Source organism: Yersinia vastinensis (assembly GCF_902726565.1).
GTDB lineage: Bacteria > Pseudomonadota > Gammaproteobacteria > Enterobacterales > Enterobacteriaceae > Yersinia > Yersinia vastinensis.
The window spans coordinates 384,410-408,938 of record NZ_CACVAF010000002.1; the positions used below are offsets into that span (position 1 = coordinate 384,410).

The following is a 24,529-nucleotide window of genomic DNA, read 5'->3' on the forward strand; positions in this document are numbered from 1 at the left end:
CAGGCCCTCCCCCAGTCCGCGCATGCTCATGCGCCCACTGGGGGATGATTCATTTTGTCGCTGAATACAGAATGTTGCGGGCCTCTCTTCATTTGCCCTTTGCTGTTCCCTGAGGAAATCATGGCCTATACCACTTTTTCGCAAAATAAAAACAACCAGTTACTCGAACCGATGTTCTTTGGTCAATCCGTCAACGTGGCGCGCTTCGATCAGCAAAAACACGCTATTTTCGAAAAACTGATTGAGAAACAATTGTCGTTCTTCTGGCGCCCGGAAGAGATTGACGTCTCCCGTGATCGTATTGATTATCAGAACCTGCCAGAACACGAAAAACACATTTTCATCAGCAATTTGAAATACCAAACCTTGCTGGACTCCATTCAGGGGCGCAGTCCGAATATTGCCCTATTACCCCTGATCTCTATTCCTGAGTTGGAAACCTGGGTTGAAACTTGGTCATTCTCTGAAACCATTCACTCACGTTCATACACCCATATCATCCGCAATATCGTTAACGACCCAGCGATTGTTTTCGATGATATCGTGACCAACGAAGAGATCCTTAAACGCGCAAAAGATATCTCGGCGTATTATGACGATCTGATTGAGATGACCAGCTATTACCATTTGCTGGGGGAAGGCACTCACCAAGTCAACGGTAAAACCGTGGTGGTCAGTTTACGTGAGCTGAAAAAACAGCTTTATCTGTGTTTGATGAGCGTGAATGCACTGGAAGCGATTCGTTTTTATGTCAGTTTCGCCTGCTCCTTTGCCTTTGCAGAGCGCGAACTGATGGAAGGCAATGCGAAAATCATCAAAATGATTGCGCGCGATGAAGCCCTGCATTTGACAGGCACCCAGCATATCTTGAATTTGATGCGCTCAGGTGAAGACGATCCAGAAATGGCTGAGATTGCGCAAGAGTGTCAGAAAGAGTGTTATGAACTGTTTGTGAAAGCCGCAGAACAAGAGAAAGAGTGGGCCGAATATCTGTTCCGTGACGGCTCCATGATTGGTCTGAATAAAGATATTTTGTGCCAGTATGTTGAATATATTACTAATATTCGCATGCAAGCCGTGGGTCTCGGTGTGCCATTTGCTATTCGCACCAATCCAATTCCATGGATCAACTCTTGGTTAGTTTCTGATAACGTGCAAGTTGCGCCGCAGGAAGTTGAAGTCAGCTCTTATTTGGTCGGTCAGATTGATTCAGAAGTCAGTGCTGATGACCTGAGTGATTTCGAGCTGTAAGCCATGAAGTCTCTACCCAACAAATTTCGAGTCAGTGAGCTCGATGTGGGGAACACTGTGACGTTGAGCACCACCGGTGCTCAACTTAACCGCCCTGCCAATAGCCGCAATTTATTGGAAACGCTCGAATACCATCAAGTTCAAATCGAATACCAATGCCGGTCCGGTTATTGTGGTTCTTGCCGCTTGCGATTACTCAAGGGCGAGGTCTGCTATCAACAGCAACCGCTGGCCTTTATTCAAACCGATGAAATTCTGCCCTGCTGCTGTCAACCCAAAGGCGATATTGAAATCGAACTCTAGCCATATCCTCTAAGATATTGCCTTCAAAACATAAGCTTGGCTTATTCCTCATTTAGAAAGTTAGGATTTCACCTATAATCAGATGCTCGGTTGTATGATATTTTGCACCAGGTATTACCTGACAAACCATAGGGACAAAAGATGAAAATAGTGTCAATCGCAATAACCAGCCTGTTAATGGCAGCATCAATCAGCACTTTTGCCGCGACAGAGCAGCCACTTGATCGGCAACAACCGTTAGAGAAGATTGCGCCTTATCCACAAGCTGAAAAAGGCATGAGCCGCCAGGTAATTTTCCTTGATCCACAAGAAGATGAAAGCCGTTTTAAAGTTGAATTGTTGATCGGCAAAACGATTGAAGTGGACTGTAACCGCCATATGCTCGGCGGCAATCTGGAAACCAGAACGTTGTCAGGTTGGGGATTTGATTATCTGGTAATGGATAAAATCTCAGAACCGGCTTCAACCATGATGGCATGCCCAGATAATACTCGCCGCCCACAATTTGTGGCCGCTAATCTGGGCGATGCCGGAATGCAACGCTATAACAGCCGACTGCCCATTGTAGTTTATGTTCCGCAAGGGGTCGATGTGAAATACCGGATTTGGGAAGCAGGCGACGACGTCAGAAATGCGCAGGTGAAATAACAACCACTTGCCTTCGTTGAAATTAAAAATACCCATTCAGTTGAGTGGGTATTAAAAAATGTCATCTTGATCATAATAAACCCGCGTTTAAAAACTGCTGGCAGTCAATGTATGAGGCAGGAGTTGCGCTATGCTAGGTGGGAATACAATTAAATTAACAATAACACTTTATGGATTAATATATTACTCATATGCCATATTTAAATAAAAAGCGCATTTAAATGATGCGCCTTTTACTTATTTAGAGATATATCTATTAATTGAAAATTAACTACAAAATCTCAACCACTTCCAGCCAACCGTGTTGGCCGCAGACTGGGCTACCTTTCAGCCAACGCCGCAGCATGTCCAATGCCAGCATAGCGCTGCTTTCCTGACGAATTCGTAAACTATGTCGGCTCGCCTGATAACGCACTGTCTGGGCAAAAGTCCCATCAGAGGTGTGCAGTGCAACACTAAGACAATCATTTTGCATGGCACTGACAGCCAGCACTACCTGCGCACCACACAGCATAGAGAGTGACTGGGCGCGGCTCGCGACTTCGGGCAAGGATTCCTGACAATGGGCTGGCAACAACTCGCCCCCCGCCAATGACGCGTTCGCGCTCTGCAATTGCCAGTGCATCAATCCACCAGTAAATTGTTCACTGACGGCCAGCAACAAACCACGCTGTGTTAACTGCTCGGCTAGTAATGCCGGTAACCCCTGAGTACCTTCAAATATCGTGCTATCGCCAGTTACCGCTCTAACCTGTTGCCACACCTGTTCCATCGCTGTGCGCTGCGAGGCAGGCCCCGTTAACTTCAATTCAATAATAGGTGCAGATGAGCGATAACCCAGCACAGCCCCCTCAGGGAGTGGCAAAGGGTCTAACTCCAGCGCTAAATCACTTTCTGAGCGGCCAAAGGTGGTCATTCGTAAACACAATGGAGGCTCCGCCACATCAAAATGTTGACGCAAACGCGGCATAATCTGCTGCTCAACCATCACCTTAAATTCTGATGGCACACCGGGGGTGAAAAACATCCAGCACTTATTTAGCTGCAGTGCGAAACCACAGGCAGTTCCGACCGGGTTATCTAACATTTCTGCATTGGCCGGAATGTGCGCTTGCTTACGGTTAGTCGACGACATCACTCTGCCGCGCTCTTTAAAGAAAGCCTCCATTCGTGCAATCCACTCTGGGTGTTCGATCAACTCCGTTCCGGCAGCCCGTGCAGCGGCCAAAGCACTCAAGTCATCACTCGTCGGCCCCAGCCCGCCGTTAACAATCAACACATCCGCAACCTGACTGCGCTCGGTGAATACCTCAATAAGCGCTGAGAGTGAATCACCGACAGTTTCTCTACTGCTAATGGGCAATCCCTGATTAAATAAGTAATCTGCTAACCATGCAGCATTGGTATCAATAATTTGCCCATGCAGCACTTCATCCCCGGTACTCAACATCTCAACTCTAATCATTTTTTTCTCCGTTCAACCCCATGCCCCACCCAGTCGGTTTCGAGTTGCAGATGTACTTTATGAATCCCATCACTCAAACACAATCATTTCCCGCGGCGGCAATAAATATACTCTTCATCTTTCAAGATACAGGTGTGTTGATTGCTCTCGGCCACCCGATTGAATTAACTCATTAGGATGTTCTCGTTTATCGCCTTCCTACATCAGAGAATCTATTGGGAATAGACGTAATCAATATATCCATTTCGCTTTATTCTACACATGTAATCATATGTTTACATGCCGCGTAACGACGATTTGACACAAATAAGCCAATCTACTACCCTGCTGCACTCAATAATTCCAATAAATTGTTATGTAATAGAGGAAAGCGTGAAGAATCGCACCCTGGGCAGTATATTTATCGTTGCTGGCACCACCATTGGTGCAGGTATGCTGGCTATGCCACTGGCTGCTGCGGGAGTGGGCTTTGGCGTCACCCTCGCATTATTAATTTCTCTTTGGTTATTAATGTGTTACACCGCATTACTTTTGGTTGAAGTGTACCAGCACGAAGCGGCAGATACTGGGCTGGGGACTTTGGCTAAACGTTATCTCGGTCATCGAGGGCAGTGGCTCACCGGTTTTAGCATGATGTTTCTGATGTATGCACTGACCGCCGCCTATATTAGTGGCGCTGGTGAGTTGCTAGCCACCAGCATTAGTCAGTGGACTCAACATTCGTTTCCAACTTCACTTGGCGTATTGCTGTTTACACTGATTGCCGGTGGTGTGGTCTGTATCGGAACCCACTCCGTTGACTTATTTAACCGCATCTTGTTCAGCGCTAAAATTATCTTCCTGATTGTAATGTTGGCATTGATGATGCCGCATATAGAGAAAACCAATTTATTGACGTTGCCATTGGAACAAGGGCTGGCTCTTTCAGCTATTCCGGTCATTTTCACTTCATTTGGTTTTCATGGCAGCGTACCCAGTATTGTCAATTATATGGGTGGCAATATTCGTAAACTGCGTTGGGTATTTATTATCGGCAGTGCAATCCCACTTATTGCTTATATTTTCTGGCAGTTGACCACGCTAGGGTCCATTTCGTCTCATACCTTCGTTGGTATTTTGGCACAGCAAGCTGGGTTGAATGGCTTATTACAAGCTGTGCGTGATGTGGTGGCCTCCCCTCATGTCGAGTTGGCCGTCCATCTGTTTGCCGATTTGGCACTGGCGACCTCATTCCTAGGGGTTGCATTGGGGCTGTTTGATTATCTGGCGGATTTGTTTAAACGCCGTAATTCAGTACGAGGCCGCCTGCAAACTGGCGCAATTACCTTTGTACCGCCGCTGCTGTTCGCTCTGTTTTATCCACGTGGTTTTATTATGGCCTTAGGTTTTGCCGCTGTCGCATTATCGGTATTAGCATTAATTCTGCCTGCCATGTTGGCGTGGAAAGCACGTAAGATTCATCAAGGAAGTTATCGCGTATGGGGCGGGAAACCGGCACTCGCAGCGGTATTTGCTTGTGGGGTTGTGGTCATTGGAATTCAAGTCGGGATTGTCACTGGCGCACTACCCGCTGTTGGGTAAGTGTAACTGCACCCCGTAAGGCGTAGCGAGCTGGGTCAATTGAGTACGCCCAGCGCGGAGCCCCCGCAGTGTATACGTCGCACACTGCGGAGGCGGGCACAGCGCAATGTACGTGATGATGCGCAGTAGCCGACTGCAACCCACAGCCATTGGCGCTACAGCAAGGCGGCAAACGAGTAAATCCCGATGAGCTGACACCTGTCAGTGATTCGGGGGAGCGAATGCAGCCAACAACACTGTAGCGTCAAGGGCGTAGGGGAATTAGAAGTTTAAGCCCGCACCGATATACACCCCATCCGCTAGGCGATTATCCCGATGGCCTTCTTTACCTTCCATATTGATATAACGATAGCCAACATCAACAGTCAGTGGGCGGAAGACACTCCAGCGCAAGCCACCATTGGCTTCACTGTAGGATTTCATGCCGCTGGTCAACTCTTCAGGGGCGAAATAACCTTCACCGTATAAAGTAAATGACTTGTTGATTGGATAAGTTAGCCCACCGCCAATCGCTACTGCGCCGCCATTGCTCCCCTCTTCCGGCGACATATAAATGCCTTTCCCGCCAACAGTTGCCATCATTGGACCAATCGGCAAATTAAAACCCAGCCCCATACCATAAACATCACCATCATGATCACTACGCGCCCAGTTGCCACTGATAGCCAACCCGCCGGTGTTAGTACCAAGACCAAACCCTAAATTGGTGTAATGACGCCCAGTTTCAGCGTTAAAACTTACCGCACTGGCGGAACCTGTAACAAACAACAGGCTGGCAGCACAGGCAATTAAATGCTTATTCATATTTCTCTCTCATTATTCGTCATGTTACCCATGAGCAAACTCTGGCTAACAGGTTTTTCCTACCCCGAGTTTAACCGAAAAAAAAACCATAAACACACGGAAAAACCGATTAAATACCACAGTATTTCAAATGATTGTCAATAATCATGTCATTAATATGTTTTATGCTAGCGATGATAATGATAAGGCGTACCTATTTGCTGAATATCAGCAATACGGCTACAACTAGTGTGGAGATCAAAGAATAAATCCCTGATGTTGTTTAAGTTATTATCTTGTCAATTAGACTTTTGACGCGATGTAATGCTTTAAATACCCGAAAAAGCAATCAATTCAACAGCCATACTGGAGAAAATGATGAGCAAAAAGAAAGGTTTAACGACTGCAGCAGGTGCTCCCGTTGTTGATAATAATAATGTTGTGACTGCTGGCCGACGTGGCCCGATGCTACTGCAAGATGTGTGGTTCTTAGAGAAGCTGGCTCATTTCGATCGCGAAGTGATACCAGAGCGCCGCATGCACGCTAAAGGTTCTGGTGCTTACGGTACTTTTACGGTGACCCACGACATTACCCAATATACGCGAGCAAAAATTTTCTCCGAGATTGGTAAGCAAACCGAAATGTTTGTTCGCTTCTCAACCGTTGCAGGCGAACGCGGTGCTGCTGATGCTGAACGTGATATTCGTGGTTTCGCCATGAAATATTACACTGAAGAAGGTAACTGGGATTTAGTCGGTAACGATACCCCCGTATTCTACTTGCGTGATCCGCTAAAATTCCCCGACCTCAACCATGTTGTAAAACGCGACCCGCGCACTAACCTGCGTAACCCGATTTACAAGTGGGACTTCTTCTCCCAACTCCCTGAGTCTCTGCACCAGCTCACCATCGACTTCAGTGACCGTGGCTTACCAAGATCCTATCGCCATATGCACGGGTTCGGTAGCCATACCTTTAGTTTTATCAATGCCAAGAATGAGCGTTTTTGGGTTAAATTCCATTTCCGCTGCGAGCAAGGCATTGAAAATCTTATGGATGATGAAGCTGAAAAACTGGTTGGCACAGACAGAGAAAGCTCTCAGCGTGACCTGTATGAGGCGATTGAACGTGGTGACTTCCCACGTTGGAAATTACAGATTCAGGTGATGCCAGAGCATGAAGCATCACAAACCCCATATAATCCGTTTGACCTGACCAAAGTCTGGCCACACGGTGACTACCCATTAATTGATGTTGGTTTCTTCGAGTTGAACCGCAACCCAGAAAACTACTTCGCTGAAGTTGAGCAAGCCTCCTTCAACCCAGCTAACGTAGTGCCCGGGGTGAGTTTCTCACCAGATCGCATGTTGCAAGGCCGTTTGTTCTCTTACGGTGATGCGGCGCGTTATCGTTTAGGGGTTAATCATCATCAGATCCCAGTGAACAGTGCTAAATGCCCATTCCACAATTACCATCGTGATGGTGCAATGCGTGTTGATGGTAACAGTGGTAATACGGCAACTTACGAGCCAAACAGTTTTGGTTTGTTCCAAGAGCAACCTGATTTCAGCGAACCGCCATTAACTTTGGAAGGGGCCGCTGATCATTGGAATCACCGCGAAGATGACGATTATTACTCACAACCACGAGCGCTATTCAATCTGCTCAGTGAAGAAGAACATCAGCGGATGTTTGCTCGGATTGCCGGGGAGCTTTCACAAGTTCCTGAAGAGATCCAACGCCGTCAGGTAGACCTGTTTACTAAGGTTCACCCTGATTACGGTAATGGCGTGAAGAAAGCGCTGGGATTAAATTAAGACATTTATTTAAAACCCCTCTTTTGAGGGGTTTTTTACTTTGCCATCCCTTTTGATAATACGCCGCTCAAAATTGGCCGCATCACCAGTGCTCAGTCCAGTCTGAATATGAACAATCAGGTGACATGGCGAATATGCTCAGGCGGTAGCGAATTGCAAAATGGTGACGTGACTGCCTCGGCTGAAATGCTCATCACCTTTAACTAAGTTTGATCCCCTGCGGTTTCACATTACGCAGGGTGTATTTTCTCAAAATACTCCGTTAGCAACCGCCGAGAAACCTTAATCCCGCCGTTTTTTAACGCATCCGGTAAGCGATAAAAAGCCACCGGACGCTGAAAGACGGCGAGCTGTGGCGCAAGCCACTTTGCGAGCGCAAGTTCATCCACGGCCACCTCGCTGTCAATCACGGCTATCGGGCGGTGACCAAACTCAGCATCCTCGACGGGGAGGATAAATGCTTGTTGTATACCGGGGTACTGCGCCAAAATGCGTTCGATATCCTCTGGCTGCACGCCCTCACCACCGCTGAAAAATACATTGTCCAGCCGCCCAAGGATCCGCAGTTCCCCTTTTTGCCAAACGCCACGATCACGGGTATGAAACCAACCCTCACCATCGGTAATCGGCCGTAACTGCCCCTGTTGCCAATAACCAGCAGCCAGACAATCGGCTTTGACCCAGACCTCCTCCTCGACCAACTTCACTTGCCGCCCTGCAAGGGCGACCCCGACACCCGGCATGCCATTAGCGCGCTTGGCGCACACCGTCGAGGCAGCTTCTGTCAGGCCATATCCACACCAGCAGCGAATACCTCGAGCTTCCGCTTGTTCGGTTAGCTCGGTTGGAATATTCGCTCCCCCTAGCAGCACCTCTTTCAAACTCAGATGACCGTCGGCAGCATCGAGCAGACGCCAAAGTTGAGTTGGCACCAACGATGCATGGCTACACCCATTCAACGCATCCAATAATGTTACGTCCGTTTGCACCACCAACGTAGCCCCAGCCCTTAACCAGCGCCAGACAATCCCCTGCCCTGAAACATGAAACAGTGGTAATGAGAGCAACCAACTGTCATTCGCGGCGAAATTCATCAGTTGCAATACGCCATCAGCACTGGCCAAGTGGGCCGCGAGCGTATGTACCGCCGCCTTAGGCAAGCCTGAAGAACCAGAGGTTAATGTCATGGTTGCCAGTCGCTGGCTATCCCATATCACCGCCTCTGGCGCAGCGTTTTCGGTACTGAGATTTAGTGGAAGAAAGGTTAATGGCGCAGGTAATGGATCCGCCAGATTCAGCATGAAATCGATATCGAGCTGTGGCAGCAGTTGAGTCAGCAGTGGCGCAGGTAATTGAGGATTCAGCGGTAAAACCCGAGCAGCGCACTGCAACGCCGCCAAATAGGCCAGCAGCAATGAATAACTATTTTTGCCCCGTAGCACAATAGTGCTACCGGGAGTCACACCTTGCCGCTGAAAACTGGACGTCAGGTTATCAAGATCAGTAACCCACTGCTGCCAACTGATCAGTTGTGACCCTACGTGCAGCGCTGTTGCCTGAGGTCGCAGATTAGCCCAATGTTGCCAAGGCCAGTCCTTTAGCTGTGCCATAGCACGTCCAGTTGGTCTGCGGTCACTAGCGGCAAGCGGCTCTCAGGCCATTGGCGTATTAACTGCGCTTGCATCAAATCCAGCGTATCCAGCCCCGGAAGGGTGGTTGGTGTCAACCAATGCGCCAATCGCGCCAATTGCGTCAACCCCAGACTGGATTCGATACTGGAGCTGATCACTGCCACCAGCCCCGCCTGATGCGCTTGCTGCACCAATTGCTGGCAACGTGCAATACTGCCCACCAGCGTCGGCTTGATAACAATCGCCGCCACACCAGGCTCGGCTTCCACCTGAAAATCCGCCTCACGGACACTTTCGTCCCAAGCGATAGCAATCCCCGTATCACGGGCAAATTCGCGGGATTCGGCGCGGGTTTTACAGGGTTCTTCCAAGAAAGCAATACGTGAGCGCAGTTCAGGGTTCACATATTTGGCAAACCCATCGGCTTTCGCTCGGGTCCAACTGCGGTTAGCATCCAGTCGCAGAGTTAAGTCAGGCAAAGCTTCCAGCAGCACATTGACAATCATGCCATCGCGCACCGCTTCATACAGCCCGACTTTCACCTTGGCAACTTTCTCACCGGGCAGTGCTTCTAGCACAGCGAACAGCTCGTCAGGGTCTCCCGTACAAAGTGGCGCTTTGTGGTAGTTTGCCGCCATTGGCAAGGATTGCTCAAGCTCTGCTTGCGCGCAACTGAGGCCAAAAGCCACGGATGGCAATGCACCAAGCAAAGGGGCCTCACCCGCCACCCAGTTTTGTAGCCAACAGGTGGCCTGTGCTTGCGCTTGCGCCAACGTTTCCTGACTGAACTCCGGTAAGGGGGCAATTTCGCCCCAACCTGTCTGTTCACCTTGCTGCAACTTCACCAATAACCCATCGCGGCTTTTCAACCGCTGATTGCGCAGTATCACCCCAGCGTCCATCGGGATGCTATAGCGGTAAAGCGTGGCCGCGCGCATTATGGATTACGCTTGAATTTGCTGAAGTCTGGTTGGCGTTTCTCATTAAATGCATTACGCCCCTCTTGGCCTTCATCGGTCATATAGAACAACATAGTGGCGTTACCCGCCAGCTCTTGCAGACCAGCCTGACCATCGCAGTCAGCATTCAATGCTGCTTTCAGACAACGCAGTGCCATTGGGCTGTTTTCCAGCATTTCACGACACCAGCGTACAGTTTCTTTTTCTAACTCAGCCAACGGGACCACGGTATTAACCAGCCCCATATCCAGCGCCTGCTTGGCATCATATTGACGGCACAGGAACCAGATTTCGCGCGCTTTTTTCTGGCCGACGATACGAGCCATATACGCCGCTCCCCAACCGCCGTCGAATGAGCCGACTTTGGGACCTGTTTGGCCGAAAATAGCGTTATCTGCGGCAATGGTCAGGTCACACATCATATGCAATACATGCCCACCGCCAATAGAATAACCGGCTACCATTGCAACAACGGGTTTCGGACAGGTACGGATCTGACGCTGGAAATCCAACACATTCAAGTGATGAACACCGCTGTTATCTTGATAACCGCCGTAGTCACCACGGACTTTCTGATCACCGCCAGAACAGAAGGCTTTCTCACCCTCACCGGTCAGAATGATCACCCCGATACTGTCATCATAGCGGGCATCTGCCAGCGCTTGGATCATCTCTTTCACCGTTAACGGGCGAAATGCATTACGCACTTGAGGACGGTTAATGGTTATTTTAGCGATCCCATCGCTGGATTTGTGATAACGAATATCTTCAAACCCGGCGGAGCATTCATGCCACTCGATGGCGGCGTACAGTTGTTCTTCGCTCGGATACAGCATAGTTAGCATTCCTTTATCGGGAGAGGGACAAAAATGAAGACTGTGACAAAAATGAAAGTACCTGCGCCGCAAAAGCGCCGGGATTTGCCCGATGCGCATTATGCCCAGCGCGGGCCAGTGTACGTAATGGCAACTGATATTGATGTGCCAACTGCTGGAATTTTTGGTCGCGCGAGCCACACAGATAAGTGTAGGGAACGCTGAGCCGTTGCAAGGCCGGTAACAACCAAGGTTGATGCCCTAGTGAGGTTGCCTCCAACATGTCTGCCACTGCAGGTCCCTGATTGGCCGCACGCAGTGACACCAATTGCGTCCGCTGTTGTGAATCTAAATCAGCAAAAACATCCTGTTGATACCAATCGGCCAAGACTTGTGGCAAAGGTTCGTGACGAAAACGCTGCGCCCATTGTCTATCGTGCTGCAAGCGCTGCGCTCGTAGTTCATCACTTTCCAACCCGAGGTTTCCGCCTTCTACCAGTAGCCCCAGCAACCCTTGATGGTGACCATTGCAGGCGTGGTACATCGCAATTCTGCCGCCTAAAGAGTAGCCTGCCAGCCAATATTCGCGAATACCATAAGCCTGCAATGTTTCGGCTAGCTGCTGGCTGATATCAGCAAAACCGCGAGTCTTCACGGCAGTTGATTTACCGTGCCCCGGCAAATCGACAAGCAGTGAGGGATAATCGCCGCACAATTCAGCGACGGGTAGCCAATCTTCACCACTGCCCAGTAAACCATGCAGCCACACTAACCATGGTCCACTATGTTGCCGCGTAGACGAATCAGGGTGTGGATCGAGCTTACGGCAAGCCAACGTCATAATTGGGCCACCTGTTGCACCAGTTGTTGCAACGTTTCGGCACCCTGACTTGGCGGCACGACGATTTCAATCAGTGTCACACCACCGCGCAGCCAACATTGCTCTACCTGCTGCTGAAGCATCAACATGCTCTCCGGCCGGGCATAACCCAAGCCAAACATGGCGGCGGCATGTTCAAAATTCACATTCTGCGGCATACAGTAAAAACGCTGGCGATCAGCTTCAGGAGTCGGAAGCAGGGAGAAAATCTGCCCGCCATTATTATTGACCACCAGCAGCACCATTGGCGCTGAACTTTGGCGTAACAACGCCAGCGCATTGAGATCGTATAAAGCCGATAAATCCCCGACAATCGCCAGTGTCGGTTTGGCCGTTGCGCGCTGAACACCCGCGGCGGTCGATAGCAAACCATCAATGCCACTGGCTCCCCGATTACTGTAAACCGGATACCCCACCGGCAATTGCCCCAAAGCATCAATCAAGCGGACAATTAAGCTGTTACCCACAAAAAGCTGACCGTTTTCTGGTAAAAGTTCAGCCAGTAGATGCGCCACTGCCGCTTCACTAAACTGGTCATTCAGCGCTTTTGCTACATAGGCATGGGCATTTTTCGACAACAGAATAAGTTCCGCAGCCCACGGGGTTCGGCGCTGTGCAGGATGCTGTTCCAACCACTTATTCACTGGCGAAATAATTCTACGCCCACGATGGTTAGCTGGATCAAGGCGGCCCGGTAAGGTGTCCACCAGCCAATACTCCTGCGGCTGACACTGTTCTTGCCATTGCAGCAGGCGCTTGCCCGTTAAGCTGCTACCAAATTGTAGAACTATCTGCGCCTGCGCAAGCACGCGTTGCGCTCCCGGATGCCCCAGCCACAGGTCAGCACAAGGCAACGGTTGGCCCGTTTGCGAAAGTACATCACCAATCAATGGCCAACCCAACAGTTCAGCCCATTCAGCAACTTGCCGCCCTTCTTCAGCGGTCATACGCCCGGCAATGACAACACCACGTTTTTGCCGCCATGAAAACCAGTCAGCTTGTTCTATTTGCGGCAAATTGCGCGATTGACGCAGCCACGGATGGCAATCCTGCCACCAGTCACCTAACGCGCCAGACCAGTCAGCATAGTGTTGGTCGTCACCGCCATAGAGCGGTTCCGCAAATGGGCAGTTAATATGTAGGCCACCATGATGCAATTGCGCCATGGCGCTATCGAGCGTCGATACCAGCCAACGGGCCGGAATATCCGGTGTGGGTCGAGGCAGATTCAGTGTGACCTGAGGATGGCTGGCAAACAGCCCTTGTTGGCGAATCGCTTGGTTGGCACCGCAATCAATCAACTCTGGTGGGCGATCGGCGGTCAGTAATACTAGGCGCTCCCCTGTCAGCCCGGCCTCAATTAAGGCGGGATAGAGGTTGGCAGCAGCAGTACCTGATGTAACTATCACAGCAACGGGTTCGTTGGCGGCTTTCGCCAACCCCAACGCCAGATGTCCCAAACCGCGCTCGTCAAAATGGGTATGGCACACCAAGGATGAATTCGCGGCAGCCGCCAAGGTTAACGGTGTCGAACGGGAGCCTGGCGCAATACAAATATGACGTACACCGTGGCGCGTCAACGCCTCCAGTAGTAATGCCGCCCAACGACGGTTAAAAACGCTTGTCGACATGATTCGCCCAAAAGTCAGTTAACAGACACTGCGATCCCGATAATCGGCATGAAAAACAAACATTGCCCTTTGAAATAGCCCGGAGTGACTGATTAATGGTTAAAATTTTACCGACCTATACCACACATGTGGTTTAGTTTTGCCGAGTTTAACAGTTTACACCTGCGGCATGGGGGTCACAATCCGCCCACATAACAAGTGCGGTTAATTACCGTATTTTATTCATCATTATCGCGTGATTGATTAACCAGCAACGTGCGTAATCCAGCGGATTTATTGTTAATTTCTTGCCACTCTTGCTCTGGGTCAGAACCCGCCACGATACCGGCTCCGGCATACAGATGCAGCCATTGCTCCTCCACCCATGCCGAACGCAGGGTGACGCTGAACTCACTCTGCTTGAGTGAAAGATAGCCGGCCGACCCCGCATACCAGCCACGGGAAAAGGGTTCGTTTTCGGCAATAAACTGCCGAGCGATATTCCGTGGTAACCCCGCCACCGCCGCGGTGGGTTGCAATCGTTGCAAGCAATCGGTATCACTGGCCTGATTAAGCTGCGCATGAATGCGGCGGCGCAAATGCTGTACTTTGCGTAATCGAATAATCTCTGGTGGCATCACATCCACCGCTTCAACCCCACCTTGTAGACGCTGACAAATATCATCGACTACCAGTAAATTTTCGCGCTGATTTTTTTCATCACTCATCAGCCAATGAGCTAATTCAGTAGCTTGGCCAGTATCTTCATCATTTGACACCGTCCCCGCCAAGGCTTCGGTTTCCAAATGGCAAAGTTGGCGCAGATATAAGCGCTCCGGGCTGGAGCCTAAAAATGCCCGTGATGCATCAAAGCGCAACAGATAATGAAAACAGTGGTGATTAACCTGACGGCTGGCGGCCATAAAAGCCGTACAGGAGAGCGGTTTGTCCAGCCGCAAGCGAGTCGCCCGCGCCAGAACCACTTTTTCCATTTTTTGTTGCTCAATACTGCCCAGAGCTTGCTGAATCAAGCGGCTCCATTGCGGGTATTCCGGCATATGGCTGGCCTGTTCAACCACGGTATCCAGTGCGGGGAGCGGTTTAGCGGCAAGTAGTTGGTCAATAAAGGTGATAGCACGCAAGGCATCTTGCTGTAGGGAGGAATCACTGACCAGGTTAAGGGTCAAATGCGTGTTATTGCCGCGGCGCAATATTTCAATACGCGGTAAAAACAGAAAGCTGGTTTGTGTGCCTTGAGCTTCAGAATGAAGGCTATCAGCACCAGAGGCAGCAAGAGTGACTGGCTCAAATGCATTCAAACCCCAGACTCGCAGCCCGATGGTAGCACTGTGCTGTTGAATAAACTGATCAGCGGATTGCACATCATTAAACTGCCGGGTTTGGCCACAGACAGCAGCCTCTTCATGGCCTTCACGGTGGTGCCAATAAAATTGAGGGAAATGGCACTGAGCAGCTAACCACTCCAATAATTGGTTTCCCACTTGTCCCGGCGCGGGCAAGATAATTTGCCGAATACCGGCCTGGTCAGGGAAACCGGCACGCAACTTTTGCCGTAATTCACCTAACAAACCAGAAAGTTGCTTCACGACCACCTCGGCAAATCAACAGAAAGAGTGGGATTATACGGGCCATGAATAATAAAAAAAGTCAGATTGAAAAGTTATTGTTCGTTATCACACTAATATTTGATATCGGCACAAATCTTTACCTCTTAATGGGGGCTAAGGGCAGGAGTACACCTACCCTTAGCATGGGATAGTGGTGAGCGAAATACACAGAGAAAACACTCTAGCGGCGGGCGAGCAATAGCCCTATAACCAACCCTACTGTGGCGCCGATTCCCACACTGCACCACGGTTTTTCGCGGACATAATCGTCGGTACAGCACGCCAGCGCTTTTGCCCGTTTGATATAGCATTCACTGCGGCCACTCAAACGGTATTGAACCTCCTTTAAGGCTTTCTCCGCCCGCGCTTTGATTTCCTGATAACTTTCATCGGCAGCATCACCCGAGGCCCGCAGCACCTCTTCCAATGTATCCGTCAACATGGTCAAATCATCATCCAGTGAAGTTTGCTGTTCTCTATCTCGGTTCATATGCGTTCTCCATGATTGAAAAAAGAGCATCCTATAAGGATAGTCTATCTGGGGAGGGACGAGGATGAGTTCGGATTGATGATGAGTTTGTGGGCACCTCCGTCGCCACTAATCTCATGTCGACTGAACCAAATCACCCAAATCAACCATAAACACTACACGCCCCCTGCTCTGCCCCGGTAAATTGCTCTCGCAACGCACCAAATAATTCTCGCCCAGATCCAGCATGGAAAGCCGAGATATCTGGCCGTTCCACAGGGCGGCTGGCCAATTCGGTTTCATCGACTAACAATGAAAGTTCACCGCTAACACCATCCACCCGAACCCGATCGCCGTTGCGGATTTTTGCCAGTAAACCACCGCAATAAGCTTCTGGCGTCACATGAATTGCCGAGGGGACTTTGCCTGATGCACCAGATAAACGGCCATCGGTGACCAGCGCCACTTTAAAACCGCGATCCAATAATACGCCCAGTGGCGGCATCAACTTATGTAACTCCGGCATTCCAATGGCTCGTGGCCCTTGATAACGTACGACCACCACACAGTCGCGGTTCAACTCACCAGATTCAAATGCTGGCCCGACGTCGTGCTGGTTTTCAAATACCACCGCAGGCCCTTCGATAATTTGATGCGCATGAGGCACTGCTGACGTTTTCATCACCGCACGCCCCAAATTGCCACTTAATACTTTGGTCCCCCCATGTGGCGAGAAAGGTTGAGCCAAATGGGCAATAACCTGATCATCCAGTGACCGCACAGGCCCGCTGCGCCATTGCAGCTCCCCCTTTGCCAGATAGGGTTCTTGGGTGTAACGCTGTAAACCAAACCCAGCCACCGTATGGACATCTTCGTGCAGCAAACCACCTTGCAGTAGCTCTCTTACCAGCAATGCCACTCCCCCCGCAGCCTGAAAATAGTTAATATCTGCCGGGCCATTCGGGTAAATGCGACATAGCTGCGGGGTCACTTCTGACAGTTCGGAAAAGTCATCCCAATTAATGATAATGCCTGCCATGCGCGCCATCGCCACCAGATGCATGGTGTGATTGGTCGAGCCACCAGTGGCCAGCAGTGCCACGATGCCATTCACTACCACTTTTTCATCCACTAACTGGCCAACTGGTAGATAGTTGCCGCTAATTTGTGTCAAACGCGTGACCTGACGCGCCGCCGCCGCGGTCAAAGCATCACGCAGTGGCGTATTAGGCTGAATAAATGAAGAACCGGGTAAGTGCAGCCCCATCACTTCCATTACCATCTGATTCGAGTTGGCGGTGCCATAAAATGTGCAAGTGCCAGCGCTGTGATAAGAGGCGGCTTCCGCTTCCAACAATGCATGTCTGTCAACTTTACCCTCGGCATACAGTTGGCGTACCCGCACTTTCTCTTTATTAGATAAACCACTGCTCATTGGCCCCGCAGGAACAAAAACCGCCGGTAAATGGCCAAATGACAAAGCAGCCATCAGTAACCCCGGCACAATTTTGTCACATACCCCAAGATACAAAGCCCCATCGAACATGTTGTGAGACAGGCCAATTGCCGCAGACATGGCAATGACATCACGGCTCATCAGTGACAGCTCCATGCCATCTTGCCCTTGTGTCACTCCGTCACACATAGCGGGAACTCCCCCCGCAACCTGCCCGACCGCACCGACATCATGCAGTGCCTCTTTCAATTGTTGTGGGTAATGCTCATAAGGCTGATGGGCGGACAGCATATCGTTATAGGAAGTAATAATGGCAATATCGCTACGTACCATATTTTTCAATGCGGTTTTATCATCAGGTTGGCAGGCAGCAAAACCATGAGCCAAATTGCCACAGGCCAGTTGCGAACGGTGAACGGTATTCCCCTTTGCTGCACTAATGCGTTGCAAATAGGCCGTGCGAGTCGCCGCAGAACGCGCAGTAATACGCTGCGTGACGCGGATGAGAGTCGGGTTCATCGCCATTCCTTATTCACTCAAGGGAGCCAAAAGTTCAATACTGCCCGCAGGGAGGCCGATAAAATCCGCCAATACCAGCAACAGCAAATTGTGATCATCCAGATGTGGCGCGCCGGAAACATTAACGCTGCCGATAATACCGGCCTGTCTAACCTGTAGTGGGTATCCACCACCTAACGCGGCGTAATCTCGCAAACTGACACCATAACGCGCTTCCAGCGAGGTCTGGCGCTGTTGCAGCATTAACCCGGCGGCATAAGAACTGATACCCAGTAACTCCACCATATGGCGTTTGCGCCGTAGCCAGTCACTGTTTTCAGCAGTGGTGCCTGGCATGGCGTAACTGAATAATGTTTGCCCGTTCACGGTGATATTGATAGCCAGAGCCACACCTTGCCGTTCGGCCTGCTGCTTGATTTTTTCACCTAACTGCCAAGCTGTTTCATGATTAAAATGCGTCAACTGCAAAAGCTGTTGGTGCTGTTGGCAGTGGGTGAGTTGCTGCTGTAAGTTCATGAGATTCTCCGGTGATGAGCGGCGGCTGGGTTATCTCCCATCGATACCGCCTATCTGGCTTAAGCGCGTTTGGCTTTGGCTAAGTTTTTGTCAGCCATTCCTGTTCCCTTGGTGGTGACTTCAACGTCACACTCTTTTGGCAAGGTAAGCGTAATCAGCCCGGCAATAATCAAGGAGCCAGCTAACATGCAAACTGCCGCACTTTGGCCGTAGAAGAAAATCATCACCCCCACCAAATACGGGCCGCAGAATCCGCCCAGATTACCTAACCCGTTAATCACACCACGCGCGCCCCCCGCCACTTCGGGTACCGCAATGCGCCCCGGAATTGACCAGAATGGACTCGTTGCTGCTTTAAGGAAGAAACCACACACCACTAACGCCAAATACGAGACCAGTACGTTGTGACGGAAAATCACCGATGTCACCAGACCCGCGGCAAAACAAAACAGGGAAATCATAATCAACAGACGGCGTTTCCCGGTTTTATCCGACAACGCAGAGATGACGTAAATACCGGCGGTAGTCGCAATAAAAGGCAAAATCGCCAGAACACCCACGGAGGCCATATTGCCGCCAGTCAGATTCTTTAAAATAGTGGGTAACCACAAGGTGTAGCCATAATCCCCTGTCTGATAAAAAAAGTTTAGTGCGACCAACTTCATCAAACCTCTATTGAGGAAAACAGCTTTGAGTGGGGCGTTAGTTACTGGCGTATCCAGCATCCGTTCAGCACGCTCCCGCGCCAGCTCTGTGACCAAATAATCACGTTCTTTGGCGGACAACCATTTGGCCTCTTCTGGCCGGTCACTGATAACAAACCACCACATCACCAGCACCACGGCTGATAGTGACCCTTCCAAAAAGAACAACCAACGCCAATCGAGTGCATTAATGATAAAGCCAGATAGCGGAGCGGTGAACATGCCTCCTATCGGGGCAAACATCATCACGAAAGCATTCGCGCGACCAATCTCACGTTCTGGGAACCAGTTACTGACCATGGTCAATACCACCGGCAACATGCCGCCCTCAGAAACCCCCAGAACAAAGCGCAGGAATAACAATTGATAATGGTTAGTGACAAAACCCGTCAGAATCGATACAACTGCCCAGACAGCAAGAGAATAAGCAATGAATTTTCTGCCACTACCATGAACGGCAATACGGCCGCCGGGTACTTGTAAAAATAAATAACCAATAAAGAAAATACCGCCCGCTAAACCGGCCATTTGGCTGGTAATAGCCAGATCGCTTTCCATACCGCCCGGTAGGGCAAAACTAATATTGACCCGGTCCATAAAAGAAATAATACAAGCAATCATTATTGGAACAATAACGCGGAACCAACGGGCATTAGGGATCTTGCTGTCCATATATATACGCCTTATGATAATAGCAAAGTATTACCCTGCACCAAGAATAAAGGTGCAAGGTAGGGCGAAAGCAAATAAGGATATTTGCTGCTGTTAATTAAATTTCACGCAATATTTTTTATTATGATGACTATTTAATTTATTTATAAACGATGGCCGTTGGCGCTTTTTCACCCGAGAAGTGAGCAAGAATATTAGAGAAGACAATATCACTCATTTGAATTCGGGTTTCTGTCGTGGCGCTGGCAATATGCGGCAGTAACACAACGTTATCCATTTCAATTAAGGCCTGAGGCACATTAGGTTCATCTGCAAAGACATCCAAACCAGCACCACCAATTTCTTGCTGTTGCAATGCATGAATTAAATCATCCTGATTAACCATACTGCCGCGAGCAATATTGATCAGCAGCGCATGATTTGGCATCACAGCAAAAGTGGTTTTATTCACCAGACCGGCGCTGTCTTTCCCGCCTGAAATAGCAACGACCAGAATATCGCTTTGCTGGGCAAGACTCATTAAGTCTGGCACATATTGGTAGGGCAAACTCTCGATGTGCACCGTGTCGGTATAAGCAATTTGCATATCGAAACCCACGGCACGGCGGGCAATCGCTTGGCCTATGCGCCCCATCCCGAAGATCCCCAAACGCTTGCCGGTCACTTTAGAGGAGAGTGGTAGGCTGCTGTGTGGCCACTGCCCGGCACGCAGGAATTTATCGGCCTGACATAAACGGCGAGAGGTGGCAATAATCAGTCCTAGCGCAGTGTCAGCCACATCGTCAGTCAGTACACCCGGCGTTGTGGTCACAATGATATTGCGCTCACGCGTCATATCCAGATCCACTGCGTCCGTGCCCACACCGAATATTGAGATAATCTGTACTTCGGGTAATAACGCCAGCACTTCGTTGGTTACACCGATATCACCGCGGGTCACAATGCCTTTGATATTCTTGCCCTGCTCTGCCAGAAATTCAGTGGGATCAGTCATCTGGAAAAGTTTATGAACCGTAAAATTTTGTTCCAGCTTCTGCGTTAAATAGTCCATTACTGGAGCGATGATCAATACGGCTTGTTTGCTGTTTTTCATTACGAGTACCTGATTATGTCAATAAATCAAAAACCAGAATGGCGACAGGTAATCATCGGATGATTGAGCCATTCAGCGAATATCGTTATGAGACCTGTTTTCAATGTTTTATTTTGTGATGTGGGTCACTGTAAATCATGTTAAGAAAACATGTTACCGGTAACGTGATCGACTTATCATTGCCAAAGCTGAATTGTTTCAGCTAATCAAATACGCGTTAATAAGTCATGTAATGCCTTAACCAAAATGTTATCGGTTAGCACTGTTTGTTATGGCAAGAGATAGCCTGATGATGGGGAAATCACTGGAAGCGGCTCACTGTTTACGTAGCACAATAATAGTGAGTCGCTGTAGAACGCGGCTTTCGAATGGCCGTGGAGATCTTAGATAGTCCCACCGAGTGAGATACGATAATGAAGGTCAACCTGTTCAATTGTCGGTATTTTTTTGATTTTCTTAATCAATATTTCAGCGGCAACTTTACCCATTTCAAAACGCGGCGTCGTGACACTGGCCAATACTGGCGTGGTTGCCTGACCAATATCCAAGCCATGAAAGCCAGAGATTGCCATTTCTGCTGGTACTGCGATGCCCAATTTTAAGCATTCCTGTAACACGCCAACCGCCATATCATCATTAGTGCAAAAAATTGCATCGACCTGCGGATACATTTGCCGTGCCAATGCCAACATACCAGCCCCAATAGAGACTGAAGAAACTTTGTTCGGTGTAATATGCAAAGGCGAGAACCCGGCATCACTCATTGCTTGGCTATATCCTTGATAACGTTTGCGATCTCGTACATCAGACATGGAACCAAAGTAGACAATATTCTGTTTCCCACTGGCCAGCAGCGTTGCTGTCATGTCATAAGCGGCCTGATAATTATTAAACCCCACCGTAATACGGTCGAACTGAGGCTCCAAATCCATCACTTGCGCTACCGGAAGTTCTGCGGCATTCAAATACTTATCAGCCCGTAATGTATGTTCAGAGTCAGTCAAAATCATCCCTGAAATTTGGCAAGACAGCAGATTAATTATCTGCTCCTCTTCACGTTCTTTATTGTAGTTATAGTTAACCACGAGCGTTTGGTAGCCGCTGGCCGCCGTCACTGATTCAATTCCAGCCAGTAGATCGGAGAAAATCTGGTTATTAAAGGAAGGCACTAAAATGCCAATACGCGGAGTCTTTTGATTAAGGCTGGTTTCCCCGTCAGAATCAGCACTGTAATTGACTTCTGTCATCACCTGAGCAATACGCTCACCGGTCTCTGGAGCCACTTTTTCCGGCGTGCGTAAGTAGCGGCTGACAGTCATTTTAGTCACGCCTGCAAGTAACGCGATATCCTGTAACGTAACACGCTGGTTTTTCATGGCATATACCTGGAACAAGAGTGCGGGAAGAGTGAAATGATTATGCACTGTTAGTGCGGATAATGAAAAGTATGTTACGGGTTAAAAATGGCATAACAGCCAAGAGCTCGATTATTAAGTTATTTTATTATCAATAAGTTAATCTGTAACTATCTTCCCATGTGAGTAAACTCCGTGCGGATAGCGTTATTTTCTCCTCATGAAGGCGATATTGCTCACGTTAGCGGTAACAGGCTGCTGTAACATGATTTAAAGTGATCTTCATCACAGTTTACTAAAGTGAAAAACGGTCTGATAGGCATATGTTTTCAAGCAGCCAATTGACTATTTTTATATTAATAACAGTTAATCGGCCACTATTTTTATTCGGCAACAATACTTATTGTATATGACGTTTAATTAACGCCATCAGGAATTTATTATGAAAAATTTGTTTTCTTTAGAAAAACGCAGAGTATTAATTACCGGTTCGGCACAAGGTATTGGATTTTTATTGGCAAAAGGACTCGCTGAATTTGGAGCCGAAATTATTATTAATGATATTACCGCTGAACGTGCAGAAAAAGCGGTGGCTGAATTACGTAACGAGGGGTTTATTGCTCATGCAGCAGCATTTAATGTGACTGACCATGATGCAGTGAATGAGGCTATTACACAAATAGAAAGTCGCATTGGTACTATTGATGTTTTAATTAATAATGCGGGTATTCAACGCCGCCATGCTTTTACTGAATTTCCAGAAAAAGATTGGGATGACGTTATTGCCGTAAACCAAAAATCTGTATTTTTGGTTTCACAAGCGGTCTCTCGTTATATGGTTCAGCGCCAACGCGGCAAGATTATTAATATTTGCTCGATGCAAAGTGAACTAGGCCGAGACACTATCACCCCGTATGCCGCCTCTAAAGGGGCAGTCAAAATGTTGACTCGTGGAATGTGTGTCGAGCTAGCCCGATATAACATTCAGGTCAACGGGATCGCTCCGGGTTATTTCAAAACAGAGATGACGAAAGCACTGGTGGATGATAAAGCCTTCACTGATTGGCTGTGCAAACGGACTCCAGCGGCCCGTTGGGGTGATCCAGAAGAGTTGATTGGTGCGGCGGTGTATCTCTCTTCAAAAGCCTCTGATTTTGTTAATGGTCACCTGCTGTTTGTCGATGGCGGCATGCTGGTTGCAGTCTGATAGGTACTGAGGGAAGTTATGTCCGGTAAATGCATTATTGTCATGGGCGTCTCCGGCACGGGAAAATCCTGTGTCGGGCAGGCGTTGGCGCAAAAATTGAATGCCAAATTTATTGATGGGGATGATTTGCACCCACGCGCCAACATTCAAAAAATGGCATCAGGCCAGCCTCTGAATGATCAAGACCGTGGGCCTTGGCTGGAACGGCTAAGCGATGTGGCCTATAGCCTGCAACAAAAAAATGAAGTGGGTTTTCTCGTGTGTTCGGCATTGAAAAAGCAGTATCGCGATCGTCTGCGCGAAGGTAATCAGGGGATTCGTTTTTTGTGGCTGACTGGTGATTACGATTTGGTATTGCACAGAATGCAGCAGCGGGCTGGACATTTTATGCCGGAAAGCCTGTTAAAAAGCCAGTTTGCAACACTCGAAGTACCCGATGCTCGCGAGCCTGATGTGGTTGCCATTGATATTTCGCCGGACATTGTCGGTGTGGTTGAACACTGCATCACCGCGTTAAAACAAGAAAGCAAGGTGAGCCACTGCGCTTAAGCTCCTCCAGTACCATGCTGATATAAAAACAATGCTGATGTAAGAATATAGGAATTATTATGATACTTGATGAACTGAAAAACGCAGTGAATAACCCACTCTACCCTGAGGCTATCCGTCGTACACTGGCAGCAATCAACAAACTGGATTTAGCCAATTTGCCTACCGGTGAACGCGATATTGAAGGCCGGGAGATTTATCTCAATCATATTATTGCTACAACTAAGCCATTGTATGAACAAGCCCCTGAATTACATCATTATTACATTGATATTCATATTCTGCTGGAAGGTAATGAAGTGATTGGTGCTTCCCCCACCACTCAGGGCCAGCGCCCGACAATGGATTTTGATACTGAGCGAGATTATGGCTTATTTGAAGGGATCACCACAGAAACCCTGCTAACTCTGGCCCCCGGAGATATCGCGATTTTGTTCCCCGGTGAATTGCATCGTCCAATGGGAACATTGGCCGAAATTACCCCACTACGCAAGCTGGTGGTTAAGGTTGCTCATCATCTGCTGTGATGTCATTTGAGTTGTAGCGAAATGACCGTTCGGTTGTTAAAACGCATAGCTTCACGCGTGGCACCATAAGCGATGGGGCACTGACAACCG

22 protein-coding genes are annotated in these 24,529 nt (G+C 49.0%); 8 read left to right on the forward strand and 14 right to left on the reverse strand.

The features are described from left to right. The first annotated feature begins 120 nt into the window (after positions 1-120). The 3 genes from nrdB to eco all read left to right on the forward strand — a co-directional run bounded on the left by nrdB (position 121) and on the right by eco (position 2,202). On the forward strand, positions 121-1,251 hold the full coding sequence (nrdB, locus tag HUZ92_RS04370) for a class Ia ribonucleoside-diphosphate reductase subunit beta (RefSeq protein WP_050096934.1): 1,131 nt from the start codon (positions 121-123) through the stop codon (positions 1,249-1,251). 3 nt (positions 1,252-1,254) lie between these two features. Continuing rightward, the gene (yfaE, locus tag HUZ92_RS04375; RefSeq protein ID WP_050096933.1) at positions 1,255-1,554 is read left to right on the forward strand and encodes a class I ribonucleotide reductase maintenance protein YfaE; all 300 of its coding nucleotides are present in this window, start codon (positions 1,255-1,257) and stop codon (positions 1,552-1,554) included. A 141-nt stretch (positions 1,555-1,695) separates the two neighbouring features. After that, positions 1,696-2,202 carry a serine protease inhibitor ecotin gene (gene eco, locus HUZ92_RS04380; protein WP_050140369.1) on the forward strand — a complete coding sequence of 169 codons (507 nt, stop codon included), beginning with the start codon at positions 1,696-1,698 and terminating at the stop codon, positions 2,200-2,202. Positions 2,203-2,473: 271 nt separating this feature from the next. On the opposite strand, the gene HUZ92_RS04385 is transcribed toward eco, so the two are convergent. Next, entirely contained in the window at positions 2,474-3,667 is a 1,194-nt protein-coding gene (locus HUZ92_RS04385) for a nicotinamide mononucleotide deamidase-related protein YfaY (RefSeq protein ID WP_050140367.1), read from the reverse strand. A gap of 372 nt (positions 3,668-4,039) precedes the next feature. Between HUZ92_RS04385 and tyrP the strand changes: the two genes are divergently transcribed. Then, positions 4,040-5,248 (forward strand): tyrosine transporter TyrP, encoded by a 1,209-nt coding sequence (tyrP, locus tag HUZ92_RS04390; RefSeq protein ID WP_050096928.1) that lies wholly within the window; start codon positions 4,040-4,042, stop codon positions 5,246-5,248. A 261-nt stretch (positions 5,249-5,509) separates the two neighbouring features. Here the strand turns inward: tyrP and HUZ92_RS04395 are convergent, their stop codons facing one another. After that, entirely contained in the window at positions 5,510-6,052 is a 543-nt protein-coding gene (locus HUZ92_RS04395) for a YfaZ family protein (protein ID WP_050096927.1), read from the reverse strand. Between the two features lie 357 nt (positions 6,053-6,409). On the opposite strand from HUZ92_RS04395, the gene HUZ92_RS04400 reads away from it, so the two are divergent. Next, entirely contained in the window at positions 6,410-7,849 is a 1,440-nt protein-coding gene (locus HUZ92_RS04400) for a catalase (RefSeq protein ID WP_050096926.1), read from the forward strand. 230 nt (positions 7,850-8,079) lie between these two features. On the opposite strand, the gene menE is transcribed toward HUZ92_RS04400, so the two are convergent. The 12 genes from menE to HUZ92_RS04460 all read right to left on the reverse strand — a co-directional run bounded on the left by menE (position 8,080) and on the right by HUZ92_RS04460 (position 22,177). After that, positions 8,080-9,459, reverse strand: coding sequence for an o-succinylbenzoate--CoA ligase (gene menE / locus HUZ92_RS04405; RefSeq protein ID WP_145580001.1), 1,380 nt, complete (start codon positions 9,457-9,459; stop codon positions 8,080-8,082). Continuing rightward, a complete protein-coding gene (gene menC, locus HUZ92_RS04410) occupies positions 9,447-10,418 on the reverse strand; it encodes an o-succinylbenzoate synthase (protein WP_050096924.1) in 972 nt (323 codons plus the stop codon). Before menC ends, menE begins: the two co-directional genes overlap by 13 nt. Next, positions 10,418-11,275, reverse strand: coding sequence for a 1,4-dihydroxy-2-naphthoyl-CoA synthase (menB, locus tag HUZ92_RS04415; protein ID WP_050096923.1), 858 nt, complete (start codon positions 11,273-11,275; stop codon positions 10,418-10,420). Before menB ends, menC begins: the two co-directional genes overlap by 1 nt. Positions 11,276-11,288: 13 nt before the next feature. Further along, a complete protein-coding gene (menH, locus tag HUZ92_RS04420) occupies positions 11,289-12,098 on the reverse strand; it encodes a 2-succinyl-6-hydroxy-2,4-cyclohexadiene-1-carboxylate synthase (protein ID WP_128450906.1) in 810 nt (269 codons plus the stop codon). Further along, positions 12,092-13,765, reverse strand: a complete 1,674-nt coding sequence (menD, locus tag HUZ92_RS04425) for a 2-succinyl-5-enolpyruvyl-6-hydroxy-3-cyclohexene-1-carboxylic-acid synthase (protein WP_050096921.1) — start codon at positions 13,763-13,765, stop codon at positions 12,092-12,094. Before menD ends, menH begins: the two co-directional genes overlap by 7 nt. Positions 13,766-13,983: 218 nt before the next feature. Then, on the reverse strand, positions 13,984-15,351 hold the full coding sequence (gene menF, locus HUZ92_RS04430) for an isochorismate synthase MenF (protein WP_050140362.1): 1,368 nt from the start codon (positions 15,349-15,351) through the stop codon (positions 13,984-13,986). Between the two features lie 202 nt (positions 15,352-15,553). Beyond that, positions 15,554-15,862 (reverse strand): DUF883 domain-containing protein, encoded by a 309-nt coding sequence (locus tag HUZ92_RS04435; RefSeq protein ID WP_050096919.1) that lies wholly within the window; start codon positions 15,860-15,862, stop codon positions 15,554-15,556. A 142-nt stretch (positions 15,863-16,004) separates the two neighbouring features. Continuing rightward, positions 16,005-17,816 (reverse strand): phosphogluconate dehydratase, encoded by a 1,812-nt coding sequence (gene edd, locus HUZ92_RS04440; RefSeq protein WP_050096918.1) that lies wholly within the window; start codon positions 17,814-17,816, stop codon positions 16,005-16,007. A gap of 9 nt (positions 17,817-17,825) precedes the next feature. Then, positions 17,826-18,332: a heme-degrading domain-containing protein gene (locus HUZ92_RS04445; RefSeq protein WP_050096917.1), complete on the reverse strand. Its 507-nt coding sequence runs from the start codon at positions 18,330-18,332 to the stop codon at positions 17,826-17,828. 59 nt (positions 18,333-18,391) lie between these two features. Beyond that, on the reverse strand, positions 18,392-19,708 hold the full coding sequence (locus tag HUZ92_RS04450) for an MFS transporter (protein WP_145580002.1): 1,317 nt from the start codon (positions 19,706-19,708) through the stop codon (positions 18,392-18,394). A 139-nt stretch (positions 19,709-19,847) separates the two neighbouring features. Beyond that, the gene (locus HUZ92_RS04455) at positions 19,848-20,801 is read right to left on the reverse strand and encodes a 2-hydroxyacid dehydrogenase (protein ID WP_050096915.1); all 954 of its coding nucleotides are present in this window, start codon (positions 20,799-20,801) and stop codon (positions 19,848-19,850) included. Positions 20,802-21,184: 383 nt separating this feature from the next. After that, on the reverse strand, positions 21,185-22,177 hold the full coding sequence (locus HUZ92_RS04460; protein WP_050096914.1) for a substrate-binding domain-containing protein: 993 nt from the start codon (positions 22,175-22,177) through the stop codon (positions 21,185-21,187). 421 nt (positions 22,178-22,598) lie between these two features. Here HUZ92_RS04460 and idnO point away from each other — a divergent pair, with 421 nt between their 5' ends. Genes idnO through HUZ92_RS04475 form a run of 3 tightly spaced genes read left to right on the forward strand, consistent with a single transcriptional unit; the run spans position 22,599 to position 24,439 of the window. Next, a complete protein-coding gene (idnO, locus tag HUZ92_RS04465; RefSeq protein ID WP_050295294.1) occupies positions 22,599-23,363 on the forward strand; it encodes a gluconate 5-dehydrogenase in 765 nt (254 codons plus the stop codon). Positions 23,364-23,381: 18 nt separating this feature from the next. Next, a complete protein-coding gene (locus HUZ92_RS04470; protein WP_050096912.1) occupies positions 23,382-23,912 on the forward strand; it encodes a gluconokinase in 531 nt (176 codons plus the stop codon). A 59-nt stretch (positions 23,913-23,971) separates the two neighbouring features. Continuing rightward, positions 23,972-24,439, forward strand: coding sequence for a YhcH/YjgK/YiaL family protein (locus HUZ92_RS04475; protein WP_050096911.1), 468 nt, complete (start codon positions 23,972-23,974; stop codon positions 24,437-24,439). Positions 24,440-24,529: the final 90 nt, after the last annotated feature.